20 protein-coding genes are annotated in these 15447 nt (G+C 62.6%); 10 read left to right on the top strand and 10 right to left on the bottom strand.

From position 1 onward, the window contains the following. The first annotated feature begins 12 nt into the window (after positions 1–12). Positions 13–1428, top strand: coding sequence for an NADP-dependent phosphogluconate dehydrogenase (gnd, locus tag LSG43_RS08485; RefSeq protein WP_231803077.1), 1416 nt, complete (start codon positions 13–15; stop codon positions 1426–1428). A 78-nt stretch (positions 1429–1506) separates the two neighbouring features. Here gnd and LSG43_RS08480 read toward each other — a convergent pair whose 3' ends face one another. The 3 genes from LSG43_RS08480 to LSG43_RS08470 form a co-directional block, all read right to left on the bottom strand. Beyond that, on the bottom strand, positions 1507–2895 hold the full coding sequence (locus LSG43_RS08480) for a TCR/Tet family MFS transporter (RefSeq protein ID WP_231803075.1): 1389 nt from the start codon (positions 2893–2895) through the stop codon (positions 1507–1509). A gap of 87 nt (positions 2896–2982) precedes the next feature. Next, complete coding sequence (locus tag LSG43_RS08475; protein ID WP_231803073.1) at positions 2983–4176, bottom strand: FAD-dependent monooxygenase; 1194 nt, start codon at positions 4174–4176, stop codon at positions 2983–2985. Between the two features lie 15 nt (positions 4177–4191). Next, the gene (locus LSG43_RS08470; RefSeq protein ID WP_231803071.1) at positions 4192–4437 is read right to left on the bottom strand and encodes a zinc-finger domain-containing protein; all 246 of its coding nucleotides are present in this window, start codon (positions 4435–4437) and stop codon (positions 4192–4194) included. A gap of 165 nt (positions 4438–4602) precedes the next feature. On the opposite strand from LSG43_RS08470, the gene LSG43_RS08465 reads away from it, so the two are divergent. The 3 genes from LSG43_RS08465 (at position 4603) to LSG43_RS08455 (ending at position 6662) form a co-directional block, all read left to right on the top strand. Continuing rightward, positions 4603–5364, top strand: a complete 762-nt coding sequence (locus tag LSG43_RS08465; protein WP_231803069.1) for an alpha/beta fold hydrolase — start codon at positions 4603–4605, stop codon at positions 5362–5364. A gap of 96 nt (positions 5365–5460) precedes the next feature. Beyond that, the gene (cysE, locus tag LSG43_RS08460) at positions 5461–6285 is read left to right on the top strand and encodes a serine O-acetyltransferase (protein WP_231803067.1); all 825 of its coding nucleotides are present in this window, start codon (positions 5461–5463) and stop codon (positions 6283–6285) included. Between the two features lie 158 nt (positions 6286–6443). Next, on the top strand, positions 6444–6662 hold the full coding sequence (locus tag LSG43_RS08455) for a DUF3126 family protein (RefSeq protein WP_231803065.1): 219 nt from the start codon (positions 6444–6446) through the stop codon (positions 6660–6662). Between the two features lie 43 nt (positions 6663–6705). Here LSG43_RS08455 and LSG43_RS08450 read toward each other — a convergent pair whose 3' ends face one another. Continuing rightward, entirely contained in the window at positions 6706–7314 is a 609-nt protein-coding gene (locus tag LSG43_RS08450) for a helix-turn-helix domain-containing protein (RefSeq protein WP_231804636.1), read from the bottom strand. A 196-nt stretch (positions 7315–7510) separates the two neighbouring features. Between LSG43_RS08450 and LSG43_RS08445 the strand changes: the two genes are divergently transcribed. The 3 genes from LSG43_RS08445 to LSG43_RS08435 all read left to right on the top strand — a co-directional run bounded on the left by LSG43_RS08445 (position 7511) and on the right by LSG43_RS08435 (position 8869). Then, positions 7511–8008 carry a fasciclin domain-containing protein gene (locus tag LSG43_RS08445; RefSeq protein ID WP_231803063.1) on the top strand — a complete coding sequence of 166 codons (498 nt, stop codon included), beginning with the start codon at positions 7511–7513 and terminating at the stop codon, positions 8006–8008. 41 nt (positions 8009–8049) lie between these two features. Further along, a complete protein-coding gene (locus LSG43_RS08440) occupies positions 8050–8277 on the top strand; it encodes a DUF378 domain-containing protein (protein WP_231803061.1) in 228 nt (75 codons plus the stop codon). Positions 8278–8404: 127 nt separating this feature from the next. Next, positions 8405–8869 carry a TspO/MBR family protein gene (locus LSG43_RS08435; RefSeq protein ID WP_231803059.1) on the top strand — a complete coding sequence of 155 codons (465 nt, stop codon included), beginning with the start codon at positions 8405–8407 and terminating at the stop codon, positions 8867–8869. 24 nt (positions 8870–8893) lie between these two features. Here the strand turns inward: LSG43_RS08435 and LSG43_RS08430 are convergent, their stop codons facing one another. Next, the gene (locus LSG43_RS08430; RefSeq protein WP_231803057.1) at positions 8894–9562 is read right to left on the bottom strand and encodes a hypothetical protein; all 669 of its coding nucleotides are present in this window, start codon (positions 9560–9562) and stop codon (positions 8894–8896) included. Between the two features lie 133 nt (positions 9563–9695). On the opposite strand from LSG43_RS08430, the gene LSG43_RS08425 reads away from it, so the two are divergent. After that, positions 9696–10022 carry a DUF6949 family protein gene (locus LSG43_RS08425; protein WP_231803055.1) on the top strand — a complete coding sequence of 109 codons (327 nt, stop codon included), beginning with the start codon at positions 9696–9698 and terminating at the stop codon, positions 10020–10022. 78 nt (positions 10023–10100) lie between these two features. Here the strand turns inward: LSG43_RS08425 and LSG43_RS08420 are convergent, their stop codons facing one another. Beyond that, positions 10101–10733: a transglutaminase-like cysteine peptidase gene (locus LSG43_RS08420; protein WP_231803053.1), complete on the bottom strand. Its 633-nt coding sequence runs from the start codon at positions 10731–10733 to the stop codon at positions 10101–10103. A gap of 139 nt (positions 10734–10872) precedes the next feature. Here LSG43_RS08420 and LSG43_RS08415 point away from each other — a divergent pair, with 139 nt between their 5' ends. Both LSG43_RS08415 and LSG43_RS08410 read left to right on the top strand, forming a co-directional pair. Continuing rightward, positions 10873–11328 carry an SMI1/KNR4 family protein gene (locus LSG43_RS08415; protein ID WP_231803051.1) on the top strand — a complete coding sequence of 152 codons (456 nt, stop codon included), beginning with the start codon at positions 10873–10875 and terminating at the stop codon, positions 11326–11328. Positions 11329–11406: 78 nt separating this feature from the next. Then, on the top strand, positions 11407–12429 hold the full coding sequence (locus LSG43_RS08410; protein ID WP_231803049.1) for an endonuclease/exonuclease/phosphatase family protein: 1023 nt from the start codon (positions 11407–11409) through the stop codon (positions 12427–12429). Here the strand turns inward: LSG43_RS08410 and LSG43_RS08405 are convergent. The 4 genes from LSG43_RS08405 to LSG43_RS08390 form a co-directional block, all read right to left on the bottom strand. Next, the gene (locus LSG43_RS08405) at positions 12426–13151 is read right to left on the bottom strand and encodes an amino acid ABC transporter ATP-binding protein (protein WP_231803047.1); all 726 of its coding nucleotides are present in this window, start codon (positions 13149–13151) and stop codon (positions 12426–12428) included. The genes LSG43_RS08410 and LSG43_RS08405 overlap by 4 nt on opposite strands. Next, positions 13129–13788, bottom strand: coding sequence for an amino acid ABC transporter permease (locus LSG43_RS08400; protein ID WP_231803045.1), 660 nt, complete (start codon positions 13786–13788; stop codon positions 13129–13131). Before LSG43_RS08400 ends, LSG43_RS08405 begins: the two co-directional genes overlap by 23 nt. After that, positions 13785–14459, bottom strand: coding sequence for an amino acid ABC transporter permease (locus tag LSG43_RS08395; protein WP_231803043.1), 675 nt, complete (start codon positions 14457–14459; stop codon positions 13785–13787). Before LSG43_RS08395 ends, LSG43_RS08400 begins: the two co-directional genes overlap by 4 nt. Before the next feature lie 67 nt (positions 14460–14526). Next, positions 14527–15312 carry a transporter substrate-binding domain-containing protein gene (locus LSG43_RS08390; protein ID WP_231803041.1) on the bottom strand — a complete coding sequence of 262 codons (786 nt, stop codon included), beginning with the start codon at positions 15310–15312 and terminating at the stop codon, positions 14527–14529. Positions 15313–15447 lie beyond the last annotated feature (135 nt).

Below are 15447 nucleotides of genomic sequence, written 5' to 3'. Positions count from 1 at the left end.
GAGACATGAACGATGGCACAAGCTGACATCGGCCTGATCGGGCTTGGTGTGATGGGCGAAAATCTCGCGCTCAATATCGCCGACAATGGCTACAAGGTGGCTGTTTACAACCGGACGGCCTCCAAGGTCGATGAATTCCTCGCCAATGCCGGGGACCTGGCGCCGAACGTCATGGGCGACGGCGACCTGGCCAAATTCGTCTCCATGCTCAAGGCGCCGCGCTCGGTGATCATCATGGTCAAGGCCGGCGATCCCGTCGATCATGTGATCGCGGAACTGCGGCCTCTGCTCGAAAAGGGCGATGTCATCATCGATGCGGGCAATGCCAATTATCACGACACGGTCCGGCGTTTCTCCGAGCTCGACGGTACCGGTATCGGCTATCTGGGGATCGGCGTTTCGGGCGGCGAGGAAGGTGCGCGGCACGGGCCTTCGATCATGGTCGGCGGGTCGCCCAAGGAATGGCAGAATGCCGAGGAGGTCCTCAAGGCCATTTCCGCGAAGTTCAACGGCGAACCGTGCTGCGACTATCTCGGCACCGGCGGCGCCGGGCACTTCGTCAAGACCATCCACAACGGCATCGAATATGCCGACATGCAGATGATCGCAGAGGTTTATGGCGTGATGCGCGACGGGCTTGGAATGAGCCCGGCCGAGTGCGCCGAAGTGTTCCGGGAATGGAACCAGGGTCCGCTCGACAGCTACCTCATCGAGATCACGAGCCATGTGCTCGATGCGGTCGACGAAAAGACCGGCAAGCCGCTCGTCGAAGTCATCGTCGATCAGGCCGGGCAGAAGGGCACGGGCCGCTGGTCCGCCATCGAGGCGCTGAGCCTTGGGGTTTCGGCGACGACGATCGAGGGCGCGGTGGCCGCGCGGTCGATTTCGGCGATGCGCGAAGAGCGTATCGCGGGCGAGAAGCTTTATGGCGCAGCGCCCAAGGGCAAGGCCAAAGTCGACCTCAAGACTCTTGAACAGGCCCTGCTGGCGGGCAAAATCGCGGCCTACGCGCAGGGCTTTGCGGTGATGGCCAAGGCGTCGGAGGAAAACGGCTGGAACCTGCCGCTCGACCGGATTGCCAAGATCTGGCGCGCCGGCTGTATCATCCGCTCACGCTTGCTCGACCAGATGTCTCAGGCTTTCTCGCACGGCACCGCGGCGAACCTTTTGACCCAGCCGGATTTCGTCGAGATGATGAAAGACAGCCACGGCGCGCTGCGACAGGTCGTTGCCGACTGCGCGATGGCGGAACTGCCCGCCCCGTGCCTTGGATCGGCGCTTGCCTATTTCGATGCCTACCGGCAGGGCCGTGGCACGACCAATCTCACCCAGGGCCAGCGCGATTTCTTCGGCGCACATGGGTTCAAGCGGTTCGATGAGGAAGGCGACTTCCACCACGAGTGGCCGAGCCTCGTGGCGCCGCAGTAGCGCCGCAAATGAAAACGCCATGGCGGGATGCCGCCATGGCGATAATTCTCCGGGATTGCAGATTTTAACGGCTGCGCCTCAGCCGCGGCCGCGTGCCGGCTTGCGCGGTGTTTCCGCTTCAGCACCGGTGCGTACGTCCTCTCCGTTCTCGTCCTCGGGCAGATCATCGGTGCCCGGGCGGTTGACGGCCTGGCCGCTTGGCGGGGTCATGGACGGCTTGTCGCGCGCCGCGTCGAACGGCCGGTGCGAAAGGTCGAACCGCAACGCCGCATAAATGAAGAGGCCGCCGGCGAGGAGAACCAGCATGCCGGCGGCAAAGAACGGCGCGCCGGGGAAATGGATCGGCGCTGCCGACGATGTGAAAAAGGCAAAGAGCTGCGTGGCGGCGACCGGCGCAATGATGGCGGTCAGCGAGTTGGTGGCGTTGACCGCGCCCTGGAGTTCGCCTTGCTGGTTGGACTTCACATTGTTGGCCAGAAGCCCCGTGAGCGAGGGAATCGCGGCGCCGGAAAAGGCGCCGATCACGAGGAACGTCCAGAGTCCCAGTTCCGTGTGTATGAGCGAAACGCCGACAAAGGCGGTGGTCGCGAGGAAAAAGCCGATGAGCACGGTGGCGGTCACGCCAAGACGCTTGATCGACGGCCCCACGAGAACGGCCTGGCTGAATGCGAACAAAACGCCGAAAATCCCCAGCGAACGGCCGACCTGCGACGAGGTCCAGTCGAACTGGTGGATGGTGAAGAAGTTCCAGACATTGGGGTAGCTCTGCGCCGCCAGCGCGAAAAGAAAGAGCGATCCCAAAAGCACCATGACGATCGGGGTCTTCTTGAACGCGAGGATGGCTCCAAGGGGATTGGCGCGGCGCCAGTCGAAGCGGCGGCGGCGGAATTTCGAAAGCGATTCGGGCAGCACGAAGAAGCCGAAGACCGCGTTGGCGGCTGCCAGGCACGCTGCAACGAAGAACGGCGCGCGGGTGCCGAATTCGCCCAGTTCGCCGCCGATCACCGGCCCGACGATAAAGCCCAGCCCGAACGCCGCGCCGATGAGTCCGAAGCGCGCCGAGCGCTTCTCGTGGGGTGTGATGTCGGCGACATACGCGGTCGCGGTGCCCATTGCGGCTCCGCAGATGCCCGAGAGCGTGCGGCCGAAAAAGAGCCACAGGAGCGTCGGCGCCCAGGCCATCACCATGTAGTCGGCGGCCAGCCCCACGAGCGAGAGCAAGAGGATGGGCCGGCGCCCCCAGCGGTCCGAGAGATTGCCCAGGATGGGCGAAAACAGGAACTGCATGGTGGCGTAGACGAAGACCAGATAGCCGCCGGTCACCGCGGCATTGGTCACAGCTTCGCCGGTGACTTCGACGATCAGGTCGGGCAGAACCGGAAGGATGATGCCCAATCCGACGATGTCGAGGAACACGGTCAGCAGGATAAAGACGAGTGTCAGCCGCGACTGGGGGTTAACGCGCATAAGGGCTCATTGGGCTGCGTAAGGGCTCGCTTCAACTGCCATATAGGGTGCGATGATGGCAAGAATAAAGGGGCCTCCGTCCGGGCCTTATGACTTGGGGTCGGTGTGCGTGCGGTAGCCATAGAGCCAGTCGAGCCGGCGGAAGTGGCCCAGCGGCCCTTGTGCGCGGATCACCGCGTTGCGGGCGAGCGTTGCAGGCCAGCGCATATGGAAGATGCGGCCATTGGCCGCCGAGAGGGCCTGCACCTTGTCCACGCGCTCCCGGCGCAGGGCGAGGAAGCGGGTGAAGGCGTGCCCGGCGTCTGGCGACGATGCCAGAAGCGGCGCCAGGATTGCAGCGTCCTCGATGCCCATTGCGGCGCCCTGCGCCTGGAACGGCAGCATGGCATGCGCAGCGTCGCCGATAATCCCGACCGGGCCCTCGTGCCAGAGAGGCGTTCTGACGGTCGAGAGCACCCAGGGCGTCCAGGTTTCCCCCGCACGCTCGAGGATCGTGGCAAGGCGCCGGTCCGGGCCCGCCTTGAGCCCGGGCGTCTGCCGGAGCATTGCGGCGTCGAGATCGCGTTCGCGCGCGTCGGTGAACAGGGCGAGATTGACCGCATCGCGGTGGGGAAGGGGATAGACGACGAGGTGATGGTGCGCGCCCATGAGAATGCTTGTGCGGCCGAGATCGAGGAGGCCCGAAAGCGCGGCGGGGGGCACGAGCGTGCGCCAGGCGATCTTGCCGGAATAGACGGCGGCAGGCCCCCCCAGCACGTTCGTCCGGGTTGCCGAGTTGACCCCGTCCGCGCCGACGAAAGCGAAGCCTGTACCCTTGCGGTCGATGCTCCCCGCCTCGGTGAAGGTGACGGCGACGCCCTTGTCCTTCTGCGTAACGGCAAAATTTTCGACGCCGAAGACGATTTCGATATTGGCAAACCGCCTGGCCGCCGCCGCAAGCACCTCGGCGAGGTCGGCGCGGTGCATAACGACATAGGGCGCGCCATAGCGGGCCGTAGCGATCTTACCCAGCGTCAGTGTCTGGAGGGGCTCCGTCCGGCCGTCGGGGTAGATATCGATTCCCTCAGGTTCGAAGCTCTTTTCAGATAGGGCATCCGTTAGCCCCAGCGCGTCCAAAGCGTGGCGGGCATTGGGGCTGATCTGCAGGCCGGCGCCGAACTCGGCGATCTGCGCGTTGCGCTCGATGACGACGACACGGGTGCCGAATTTGGCGAGGGCCAGCGCCAGCGTCAGGCCGGCGATTCCGGCCCCGGCGATGTAGACTGTGCGCTGGGTGCCCATGGGAGGGCGATCCGATTAGGCGTCTTCGAGGTGGAAGATCGCGGATTCGGGGTTGGCCGAACCAGCCGGGAGCTTGGGGTCGTATACGTAAAGCGTCGAGCAATAGGGGCAGACGACTTCGTTGTCGGCACCCATGTCGAGGAAAACGTGGGGGTGATCGAAGGGCGGCTTGGCACCGACGCACTGGAATTCCTTGGCGCCGATGTCGATCCGGGCGAGGCCTTCGGTGTTGTGGAAGTGCGGAATGGTGTGCTGTGCCATCTTGCGTTCGATCCTCGCGGGGAAAAGTCGGGCGGACCATACCCAAGAGGGTGGACGATGAGAAGGGGGGATATGGTCGCGCTGGTCCTTGCAGGGCCGTTCGCGTTGGCCACCTGACCCAATGCTGCTAAGACGGGCCAAAATCACCTGCCGTGAGAATCGCTTATGCCCGTCTTTGAATCCGAAGGTTTTGAAATCGCCTATGAGATATATGGCGAGGGGCCGCCGGTCGTCGCGGTCCACGGGTTCGCCTCGAACGGGCAGATCAACTGGGTTTCGACCGGCTGGGTCGAAACGCTCAACGGCGCCGGCTATCAGGTGATCGCCATCGATAACCGCGGGCACGGAAAGTCCGATAAGATCTACGACGCCTCGGTCTACGGCGCCGAGGATATGGCGCGCGACGTGGCCAATCTCATCGATCATCTGGGGCACGGAAAAGTTGCGCTGATCGGGTATTCGATGGGCGCCCGGATCTCCGCCTTCGTCTGCCTGCAAAACCCCGACAAGGTTGCGTGTGCGATTTTCGGTGGGCTGGGCGGCAACATGATCCGGCCCATGCTCGATAGCGACGAGATCATCGCAGCCCTCAACGCGCCGTCGCTCTCGCAAGTGAAGCACCCGACCGGGCGGCAGTTCAGGATCTTTGCCGAGCACACCAAGAGCGACCTCAAGGCGTTGTCGGCCTGCATGGCGGGGTCGCGCACGCGTGTCGCCGAGGACGATGTCCGGAAGATCAGCGTACCGGTGCTCGTTGCCGTCGGGAGCGAGGACGAAACCGGCGGCGATCCTAACGCCCTGGCCGACCTGATGGAGAAAGGTGAGGCGCTTGTCATCGAGCGGCGCGACCACATGCGCGCGACCGGAGACCCGCAGTTCAAGCGCGGCGCGGTGGATTTTCTCTCCCGCGTCTATCCTGTAGGGTAAGACAAATGTGAACCAAACGGGCCGCAAGGGCTTTGTCTGGCTACGACCGATGCCATATAGAGGGCTTTCTTTGGAAAACCCTCACCGGAGGATCCCATGACCACAAGCGCAAAGTCGCAAAAGGCGTTATCCGCTGTAGATCCCGTGTGGGAGGCGGTTCGAACCGACGCCGAGGCGATCTGCGAGAATGAACCTTCGCTCACGCAGCTTGTGGTCGCGACGATCCTCAACGAGCCCAATTTTGAAGCGGCGCTGGCGCACAGGCTCGCCGCCCGGCTCGATGGCAACGATATGCCGGCCGATCTCATCCGCCAGGGGTTTGCCGAAATCATCGAGGATCATCCCGAGATCGGTCAGGGTGCCCGCGCCGACCTCGCCGCAACGCTCGAGCGCGATCCGGCCTGCCACCGGGCGATCGACCCGTTCCTGTTCTTCAAGGGCTATCAAGCGATCCAGACGCACCGGTTCGCCCACGCGATGTGGCAGGACGGGCGCAAGGATTTTGCATATTTCCTCCAGAGCCGCGCGAGCCTGGTTTTCCAGGTCGATATCAATCCGGCGGTGCCGATGGGGCGGGGCATCATGCTCGACCACGGCACGGGACTTGTCATCGGCGAAACCGCTGTGGTGGGCGATAATGTCTCCATCCTCCAGAACGTAACCCTCGGAGGGACCGGCAAGGCCGAGGAGGATCGGCACCCCAAGATCGGCAATGGCGTGCTCATCGGCGCTGGCGCCAAGGTCCTGGGCAATATCCGCATCGGGGAATGCTCGCGCATCGGCGCCGGCTCGGTGGTCCTTAAGGAAGTGCCGCCGCGCAAGACGGTCGCGGGCGTTCCGGCCAAGGTGATCGGCGAAGCCGGGTGCGCGCAGCCGGCGCTCGTCATGGATCAGATGATCACGGTTCCGGCCAGGCACTGAGCCGCCATCTTCCCCACGTGTGGAGAAATCGTCTCCCCGGCATTGAAACGCTGTCGCGCGGCGGGTAAGTCTCGCGGCACCAATCGGCATTTCTTGCGTTATCGGTACCGACGGGGCGATAGTGCCCCTGAAGCGAACGCGCCCAGCGGAGAGAATTTGTGAAGCACGAAGAAATCATCCTGTTGCAGAAGTATCTGCAGAAGAAATTCGGCAACCGGTCAATCGACGTGCGCCCGCGCCCCAAGCAGGACGATTCGGTTGAACTTTACCTGGGCGACGAATTCATCGGCCTTATCTATGTCGATGAGGACGAGGGCGAGAAATCCTACATGGTGCAAATCTCGATCCTCGATATCGACCTGGACGAGGTTAGCTAAGGCCTCGCGGGCGCAGCCTGCCCTCTGATACGGCTGGCAGCCGTCAGGGCGCTTCCTGAGCCGCCTCTCCTGACGTGACAACGACGAGGGCGGAAGCGCCCTTGTCTCCATAGCCGCAATAACTGTGCGGTACGCTGGAATCGAAATAGGCGGCATCGCCTTCGCCAAGCGTCACGATTTCCCCTCCCATGTCGAGCCTCAGCTGGCCGCGGATGATGTACAGCACTTCGGCGCCGTTGTGCGTGTGCGGCGCGGAGGCGGGCGCGCCCGGGGAGAAGTCGGCGTGATAGGCCTCCATCTGCCGGTCGGCAGCGGTGAAATCCAGACTTTCGAAGACATAGGCCGGCGGTTCCGCGCCCGGGCGGTCGGGCAAGCGGATGCGGTCCTTTCGCCGCACGACGGCGAGCGTCGGCCGTTCTTCCGGTTCTGAGAAGAAATGCTCGAGCCCGACGCCGAAAACCAACGCAATGCGCAGAAGTGTCGGCAGGGTCGGGTAGACCTGGCCGCGTTCAATCTTGGACAGCATCGCCGGCGACAGGCCGGTGTGCTCGCCGAGTTTTACCAGTCCAAGCTTCTTGCCTAGCCGGAGTGACCGGATCTTTGCGCCGATTCCGTACTCGGCAAGACCCTTGTTCAACGTGTCCGAGAGCATGTTCGCCACTTCGTTTTCATCGTGTTCAATATTTCGAGCTGTATTCTATTATCGTGAAAAATCAATGGATTATCACGGGTTTGTTACTGTCAGTAAAACTGATTTTAGCGTAATGAAAATTCAGTCGCAAGCATAAGGCGGCGATAGATCGGGTCGGCCCAGGGTCAACCCAATCCCATGCAGAGGAGATACGGTTATGAACACACTCAAGAGTCTGGCGGCCGCCGGTGCCGTCGTCACGGGCCTTTTCGCCGGTACGACCGGTGCGCAGGCCGCCGATATGGATATCGTCGATACCGCTGTTGCGGCGGGTCAGTTCGAAACGCTGGCTGCGGCGCTCACGGCCGCCGGTTTGGTGGATGCGCTTAAGGAGCCGGGGCCGTTCACGGTCTTTGCGCCGACCGATGCGGCGTTCGCCGCGTTGCCGGAGGGTACGCTCGACACACTGTTGATGCCCGAGAACAAGGATCAGCTTACCGCGATCCTTACTTATCACGTCGTTCCCGGAGAAGTCATGGCGGCCGATGTCGTGGAACTGAGTGAGGCAGAAACACTTAACGGAGAGTTGATCGAGATTTCCATCGACGGAGATACGGTAAAGATCAATAATGCTCAGGTGGAAGTCGCTGACATTGAAGCCAGTAATGGCGTCATACATGTAATCGATGCCGTACTCCTTCCGCCGAGCCACTAACTCGACGCGGCGAATTCTAGTCCTGACAAAGGTGTACGATTATGAAGTACCTTAACCTTGTTACTCTCGCGCTGGTTATCATCGGCGGTCTCAACTGGGGTCTTGTCGGTCTTTTCGGCTTCGACTTGGTTGCCGCGATATTCGGTGCGGGATCGATCCTCGCACGGATCGTCTATATTCTCGTCGGCGCGTCGGCCGTCTGGCAGTTGGTTCCATTCATGGCTGCCCTCAAGGGCGACGGCACGTCAGCGACTGTAGGCGGTCGCTAATCGTCCGGCGTCTCTTTCGTCGAACTCATGGGGTTCGTGAGCCGGTTGGCCATAACCTCCAGTGAATCTCATCTGCCCGCGTCGGACGATGCGGGCAGCCTTGTCTCGGAGATTCTTTTTGGAATCCATGTCAATTTTCGTCCTGCTCGCATTTCTCGGCGCCTGTTTTCTGGCTGCTGCCACCGGTGCGTTTTTCCGGCCGGGGACGTGGTACGAAACCCTGGTCAAGCCTGATTGGCGTCCACCGAACTGGCTTTTCGGGCCGGTATGGACCGTGCTCTATATAGCCATGGCGGTCTCAGGATGGCTCGTCTGGCGCGAGGCCGGGTTTTCGGGGGCTACCGGGGCGCTCTTTGTCTACGCCGTGCAACTCCTGCTCAACGGTTCGTGGAGCGTGCTGTTTTTTGGGTTGCACCGGCCGGACCTCGCGTTGGCGGAGATCGTCCTGCTTTGGCTGGCGATCATGCTCACCATCGTGCTCTTCTGGCCCATCAGCATGGTTGCCGCTCTTTTGATGGTGCCTTACGCGTTGTGGGTCGGTTTCGCTTCAGTGCTTAATTTCGCCATCTGGCGGCTCAATCCCGTTCATTGATGCGCGTCGGGGATCTTGCGGCCGTTACTGGCGCAGGGTCTCGAGCCATGCCTCGACCACGGCGTCGAACTGACGCCAGTTCGCCAATGCTGCAGGATCGAACGTGACTATCGCGGTGTTGCGGTCAGAAAGCTGAAATGTGCGCAGGCACGTGCCCCGCGCCGCGTTCGGCTCGACCGGCGTCATGCATTTGGCGACAAAAGGGTTCGGGCTCAGGGGGTCGTACCAGACCGTTTCCCCGGATACGCCCGCATCGCCTCCGAGCGGTTTGCCGATGAGCCCGGGCACGCCCTCGGTCTGGTCGGCGCCGAACTGGTGCAAGTAGACGGTGTCGAGCAACGCGGCGCTCGTGCGCGTACGGCCTCTGGGCTGAACGGTAACGACGACATCGACGAGCACGCCGCCGGGGCCGAGCGGCAGGGCCAGGGTCATGTCCATCCGGTCGGCGAAGCCGTCGGTATGCTGCGCAGCGTTGGGCATCAGTGCGGCGGGAACGAGATAGGGCTGGGCTCCGACGGTCTTGATGTGCGTGGATGTCGGCACGTCCATCGCTTTTTCACGCAGGGCGCCATCGATCCAGAGCGTCGCGCCGTAGGCGGCTGCCAGCCCCACGACCAGCACAACCAGCGTTACGACCGCGAGCGGATAGAAAATTCCGCCCCGGGAGGTATCGCGCGCCTCGTTCAACGCCATGGGTGAACCCACACTGTTCAAATTAACCATTTTCGCTACGCCGGCATGACAGCCAGAATGGGGTGGCATATGCTTAATAAAGGATTAACGTCGGGCACGTTTGTGCCGCGAAAACTGGGATGTGGGGACGTTCATGCCGGAACTGATGCTTGCGCTTTACATAATCGGCATCGGGCTCAGCGTCGCGGGCATGGCTACGCACCTCTATCAGGGGTTGGCGCGCCAGCCGGCCGGGTTCCGCCTGGAGGGGGAATCGATCTTCGGGGGGATCTTCAACCTGTTCGTGAGCTTTATCTGCGGACCCTATATTATCCTGCGCATGGGATGGCGGCCGGAGGGGGGCGGGCAGCTTTCGACGGTCAACGTGCTATTGGCCTCGTTTATCGCGTTCGGCTGGAGCTTCTTTACCGGACTGATGGTGCTCGGCAGCTATGTCGCGGTCATCAGGGCCGGCGCTTAAAAAAGGGACCGGCCCTCGCTCTAGACCGGTCCCGAGTGATCGCCCGGGGGAGCGATCTGAGGCTTTGCCGTATCGGTGTCAGTGAGCCGCGGTGACCGCGACATCCTCAAAGCGGTTGTCCAGGATATTCACCCACTGGCCGGCATGGGCCTGGCTCTGGCGCTTGAGGTAGGTATAGGGCGTGTCGGTCCAGACCTTGATCAGCGCTTCCTGGTTGTCGAGGATCAGGTCGCCGCGGTCGGTGCGGACCATCAGGACCGCGTGGCCTTCGCCGTTGGACTGGCGCACGACGGTGATCAGCAGCGTCGAGGGGTTCCAGCCGCGCTCGATCAGAGCGGCGCGCTTGGCGAGAACGAAATCCTCACAGTCGCCATAGCCGTTCGAGGGGAAGGTCCAGAATTCGGAGATGCCGTAAAGGTCGCCGTCATTGGCCGGGGTCACGCTCGTGTTGAAGCGGTTGTTGACGTCCTGAAGTTCGGCCCACAAGCCTTCGGTCAGGCTGACGTTTTCGATCGGATTGGCGAAAGGCTGGCATTCGGCGGAGCGTCGGGCGCAGAATTCGGCGTGGCCCACGGGGATCGAGGTCACATTGGTTGCGCTGGCAAAAGCGGGGTGGAGCAAGCCCTGATCGGCCGAAGCGGGCATGGCGGCGGCCAGAAGCGTCATGGCGGCGACAAGGCTTGCAACTAGGATGTTTTTCGTTTTCATCATCGTGATCTCCCCGATGGAGACCACGATAGGCGGGGCGAATTTCGCCGGTCCGAAAACTGCAATGCAGTTTTGAATCGAGTTTTATCCTCTGGATTTACAGCCCGTTAGCCATAAAATCGCATGTGGAGATTCGGGTGAGATGGATTCGAACCGGCTCAAACAGAACCTCATTGCTTCCGGGCTCGCCGGGCCCGGGAATATTGTCGGCTGCTCGTCTGAGGAGATTGCGGCGCTCGAGCGCCAATACGGCCCGCTGCCGCGAAGCTATCGCGCGGTTCTGCGCACAATCGGGCACGGCGCCGGCCGTCTGGCCGAGCAGGCCGAATGCGAATTCTACTACGACCAGCTTGCTCAGATAAACGCTGGCGCCCGCTGGGCGCTCGAGGCCTGGGCCGAGGACGGGCACGACCCCGAAGTGCCCGAGGCGGCGTTCTTTATCGGCGCGCGCAATGGCGAGATGCCGTGGTTCGTTCTCGCCGAGGGGGGAACCGACTGCCCGGTCTGGCTGCTCGACAGCCATACGGGGCGCGTCCGCCAAGCCCAGGCGTCGGTTTGGGACTGGATCGGCGGGTTCATTTCCCCCGGCCGGGCTTAAAGCTCCCGGATACCCGCAATATGCGCGTCACATCCGTGCTGCTAAGCTCTCCGAGGGACAGCACGGGGAGGGCCCGACATGCGGCTGATGAACTGGAACATCGAGCATATGAACAGCTGGTGGGAGGGCGGCAGCGCCAATCCGCCGGTGATGCGCAATACGTTCGCGGGTAATACGTTCTCCCCCGCCATCACCGACGTGCCCGCGCTGGCGACGCGCGTGGGAGCGGTGATCCAGGCGGTTGACCCGGACGTCATCGCGATCCAGGAAGGCCCGGGCGTTCCCGAGATGCAGCACTTCCTCACCACTTTCGTCGGCGGGACGTGGCAGGTTCTGCGCGGCGCGGGTGGGGCGCAGGCGCTTTTGGTGGTCGTGCGGCAGGATCGCGGGATCACCGATTTCACGCCGGGGGTGACCTCTGTGGGGGAGATCGATATCTCCGGGCCATTTACAGCGGACGTCGACGCCGACTTGCATCTGGACACGGTCGATTTCGCGCGGGTGCCCCAAATCGTGCGCTTTGTGGCGCACGGACAGCCCTTCGTTCTCATCAACAACCACCTCAAATCGAAATTCGTCAACCAGGGCGAGGCGCTGTTCAACGCCGGCGGCGAGGACCGGTTGCTGTTCTTTGCCGAAGCGCTTAAGGCGCGCCGGCGCATCAGCGGCGAGGCGTACCGGTTGCGCATGTATCTCGACGCCGTTCTCGAAGGCGACCCCGCCGCCAACATCCTCGTGTGCGGCGACCTCAATGACGGGCCGGGGAGCGATTTTTTCGAGGCGAACTTCCTCACCCATTCGGTTGTGGATCGCGTTTTCGGATCGATCTTTCACGTCGAGCGGCAGCTCACGCATGTGCTGCTGCATGGCGGTTCGACCGATTACACGGCGAAGTTCTTCGACTTTATCGACAAGCGGCTCAACGAGCTCGTGATCGACCATATCGGGCTGAGCCGCGGCATCACGGGACGGTTCACCTGGCAGGGGCGCGTGCCGGTCGACGAATACGAGGCGCAGGTGATCGACGATTCAAGCCTGCACGAGCGCGACCTCATGCCGTCCGATCACCGGCCGGTCGTGGTGGAGTTGACGCCGGTCTAGAGCATCCCCAGGAACTGCTTGAGTTCCGGCGTTTGCGGGTTCGAAAACACGGTATCGGGGGCGCCGATCTCGTGCACGCGACCCTCGTGCATGAAGACCACCCGGTCGCAGACGTCGCGGGCGAAGCGCATTTCGTGGGTGACCATCAGGAGCGTCATGCCTTCGGAGGCCAGTTCCTTGACCACGGCAAGCACCTCGTTGACGAGTTCGGGGTCGAGCGCCGAGGTGATTTCGTCGCACAGCAATCCCAGCGGCTCCATCGCGAGCGCGCGGGCGATGGCGACCCGCTGCTGCTGGCCGCCGGAAAGCTCGTCGGGATAGGCGTCGAACTTGTGCAAAAGCCCGACGCGGTCGAGCATTCTGCGCGCCATCTCCTCGGCTTGGGGTTTTGGGGTCTTCTTGACCACCATTTGCGAGAGCATGACGTTCCGCCCCGCGCTCAAATGCGGGAAGAGATTGAACGACTGGAAGATCATGCCGATCTTCAGCCTTAGCGCCTTAAGCGCCGCCTCGCCGGGGAGCAATTGCGCGCCGGCGACCGAGATCGAGCCGTCGTTGATCGTCTCCAGTCCGTTGACGCAACGCAGGAGCGTCGATTTGCCCGAGCCGGATTTGCCGATGATGGCGATCACCTCGCCCTTGTCGACGTCGAGATTGATGCCCTTGAGCACCTCGTTGTCCCCGAAGCGCTTTTTGACCTCAGTGATTGTGATGAGCGACATTGAGCTTCCTTTCGAGGACCTGGCTGGTCCTGGACAACGGCCAGCACAGGGCGAAATAGATGAGCGCGACGAGGCCATAGACCGTGAAGGGCTGGAAGGTCGCGTTGGTCACCGCGGTGCCGGCTTTTGTGAGTTCGACAAAGCCGATGATCGAGGTGAGCGCGGTCCCCTTTACCACCTGGACTGAAAAGCCAACCGTGGGCGGGATGGCGATGCGGAGGGCCTGGGGGAGAATGACGTAGCGCAATTGCTGGATGCGCCCCATGCCGAGGCTCGCGGATGCCTCCCACTGGCCCTTTGCGATCGCCTCGACGCAGCCGCGCCAGATCTCGGCGAGGAAGGACGCGGTCCAGAGGATGAGCGCGAGCCCCGCCGCCAGCCACGCTGGCACCGTCATGCCCAGAAGCGCGAGGCCGAAAAAGGCGAGGAAGAGCTGCATCAGCAGCGGTGTGCCCTGAAAGAGCTCGATATAGGCGCGCGCTGCCGTCGCGACGGCTTTATTGGCGCTGATGCGCATGAACATGACGACGAGCCCGACAATGCCGCCGCCCACGAATGAGACGAGCGAGAGCAGGATCGTCCACCGTGTCGCGAGCAGAAGGTTGCGCAGGATGTCCCAGAGGGTGAACTCGATCATCGCGCGGCCTTTCGTTTGGGGAAGAGCGCCCAGCCAATACCGGCGAGCACCTGCCGGAGGAGGATCGAGAGCACGAGATAGATCAACGTCGAGACGATATAGGTCTCGAAGGCGCGGAAATTGCGCGACTGGATGAAATTGGCCGCGTAGCTCAGGTCCTGCGCCGCGATCTGCGAAACGACCGCCGAACCGAGCATGACGATGACGATCTGCGAGGAGAGCGCGGGCCAGATGCGCTGGAGCGCGGGGATCAGCACGACGTGGTAGAAGGTCTCGAACGGCGTCATGGCGAGGCTCGCGCCGGCCTCGAACTGCCCGCGTGGCGTGGCCTGGATACCCGCGCGGATGATCTCGCAGCTATAGGCGCCCAGATTGACGATCATGGCGAGGGTCGCGGCTTCGAGTTCGCTCATCTGCACGCCCAGCGAGGGCAGGCCGAAAAAGATGAAAAAGAGCTGGATCATGAACGGCGTGTTGCGGATCAGCTCGACATAGGCGACGACAACGGGCCGCGCCCAATTGGGGCCGAGCGCCCGCGTCCATGCGCATACCGTGCCCAGAAGGCAGCCAAGGACGGCGCCGACGGCCATGAGGTAGATGGTGACGCCGATGCCGTCGATAAGGACGGGCAGGTATTGCGGCAGCCAGCCGAAATTCAGTTGATAGCCCATGGTGGACGAATGACCCCGGACGTGGGTGGAAGGGCGCCGGCAAGGACGTGCCGGCGCCGGCTCGGGGTTAAAGGTCTGCGGGCAGGGGCTGTTCGAGCCATTCCATGGAGATGGCTTCAAGAGCGCCGTCGGCCTTGGCGTCGGCGATGATCGCATTGACCGCGGCCATCAGTTCGGGCTCATCCTTGTTCATCCCGATATAGCAGGGGGAATTCTTGACGAGGAATTTGAGCTCGGGGCGGATCGGCGGGTTGCGCTCGAGAATGGCGGCGGCCACGACGTTGCCGGTGGCGATCAGTTCGACCTGGCCGGAAAGGAACGAGGAAATCGTGCCGTTGTTGTCCTCGTAGCGCTGGATGGTGACGTCGTCGCCGACCAGTTCGGTCAGTTCGAGATCTTCGACCGAACCCCGGGTGACGCCGAGCGTATAGCCGCCCAGATCTTCGATTGCGGCGACGGTGACGGTGTCAGGGCCGAAGACGCCATTGAAGAACGGGGCGTAGGCATCTGAAAAATCGATGACGGCTTCGCGCTCGGGGTTTTTGCCGAGGCTGGAGATGACCAGATCGACCATGCCGGTCTGAAGGTATGGGATGCGATTGGCGCTCGTCACCGGCACCAGTTCGAGCTCGACGCCGAGCTTTTCAGCGATCAGTTCGGCCATGTCGATGTCGTAGCCGACCGGCTGCAGGTCGGTGCCGACGCTGCCGAAGGGCGGAAAGTCCTGCGGCACCGCGATCTTGATCGTGCCGCGCGCTTCGATATCGGCGAGGGCGTCGGCCTGTGCCGGGACGGCGAGGCCGATGGTTGCAGCGACCAGCGTCGCCAGCGTGATGAATGAGCGTCTGTGCATATGCGGAAGTCCCCTGTTTGCGCCTTGTGATGCGCTTGGGGCAGCAACTTCCGTGCCAGAGCGGTCATACGTTGATTTCCTATGGGAAATGCCGATTGTATACCGCGCGGCAGTGGGATTGTGTCCAATAATTGG

This window comes from Pelagibacterium xiamenense (assembly GCF_021166475.1).
Taxonomy (GTDB): Bacteria; Pseudomonadota; Alphaproteobacteria; order Rhizobiales; family Devosiaceae; genus Pelagibacterium; species Pelagibacterium xiamenense.
Note: the sequence above shows the minus strand (reverse complement) of the source record. Positions and strands in the feature narration are given on the sequence as shown.

What these genes read in the sequence shown, in the direction of transcription:
- gnd (WP_231803077.1), top strand. Translation starts at nt 13, where the DNA reads ATGGCACAAGCTGACATCGGCCTGATCGGGCTTGGTGTGATGGGCGAA.
- LSG43_RS08480 (WP_231803075.1), bottom strand. Translation starts at nt 2,895, where the DNA reads ATGCGCGTTAACCCCCAGTCGCGGCTGACACTCGTCTTTATCCTGCTG.
- LSG43_RS08475 (WP_231803073.1), bottom strand. Translation starts at nt 4,176, where the DNA reads ATGGGCACCCAGCGCACAGTCTACATCGCCGGGGCCGGAATCGCCGGC.
- LSG43_RS08470 (WP_231803071.1), bottom strand. Translation starts at nt 4,437, where the DNA reads ATGGCACAGCACACCATTCCGCACTTCCACAACACCGAAGGCCTCGCC.
- LSG43_RS08465 (WP_231803069.1), top strand. Translation starts at nt 4,603, where the DNA reads ATGCCCGTCTTTGAATCCGAAGGTTTTGAAATCGCCTATGAGATATAT.
- cysE (WP_231803067.1), top strand. Translation starts at nt 5,461, where the DNA reads ATGACCACAAGCGCAAAGTCGCAAAAGGCGTTATCCGCTGTAGATCCC.
- LSG43_RS08450 (WP_231804636.1), bottom strand. Translation starts at nt 7,314, where the DNA reads ATGCTCTCGGACACGTTGAACAAGGGTCTTGCCGAGTACGGAATCGGC.
- LSG43_RS08445 (WP_231803063.1), top strand. Translation starts at nt 7,511, where the DNA reads ATGAACACACTCAAGAGTCTGGCGGCCGCCGGTGCCGTCGTCACGGGC.
- LSG43_RS08440 (WP_231803061.1), top strand. Translation starts at nt 8,050, where the DNA reads ATGAAGTACCTTAACCTTGTTACTCTCGCGCTGGTTATCATCGGCGGT.
- LSG43_RS08435 (WP_231803059.1), top strand. Translation starts at nt 8,405, where the DNA reads ATGTCAATTTTCGTCCTGCTCGCATTTCTCGGCGCCTGTTTTCTGGCT.
- LSG43_RS08430 (WP_231803057.1), bottom strand. Translation starts at nt 9,562, where the DNA reads ATGGCGTTGAACGAGGCGCGCGATACCTCCCGGGGCGGAATTTTCTAT.
- LSG43_RS08425 (WP_231803055.1), top strand. Translation starts at nt 9,696, where the DNA reads ATGCCGGAACTGATGCTTGCGCTTTACATAATCGGCATCGGGCTCAGC.
- LSG43_RS08420 (WP_231803053.1), bottom strand. Translation starts at nt 10,733, where the DNA reads ATGATGAAAACGAAAAACATCCTAGTTGCAAGCCTTGTCGCCGCCATG.
- LSG43_RS08415 (WP_231803051.1), top strand. Translation starts at nt 10,873, where the DNA reads ATGGATTCGAACCGGCTCAAACAGAACCTCATTGCTTCCGGGCTCGCC.
- LSG43_RS08410 (WP_231803049.1), top strand. Translation starts at nt 11,407, where the DNA reads ATGCGGCTGATGAACTGGAACATCGAGCATATGAACAGCTGGTGGGAG.
- LSG43_RS08405 (WP_231803047.1), bottom strand. Translation starts at nt 13,151, where the DNA reads ATGTCGCTCATCACAATCACTGAGGTCAAAAAGCGCTTCGGGGACAAC.
- LSG43_RS08400 (WP_231803045.1), bottom strand. Translation starts at nt 13,788, where the DNA reads ATGATCGAGTTCACCCTCTGGGACATCCTGCGCAACCTTCTGCTCGCG.
- LSG43_RS08395 (WP_231803043.1), bottom strand. Translation starts at nt 14,459, where the DNA reads ATGGGCTATCAACTGAATTTCGGCTGGCTGCCGCAATACCTGCCCGTC.
- LSG43_RS08390 (WP_231803041.1), bottom strand. Translation starts at nt 15,312, where the DNA reads ATGCACAGACGCTCATTCATCACGCTGGCGACGCTGGTCGCTGCAACC.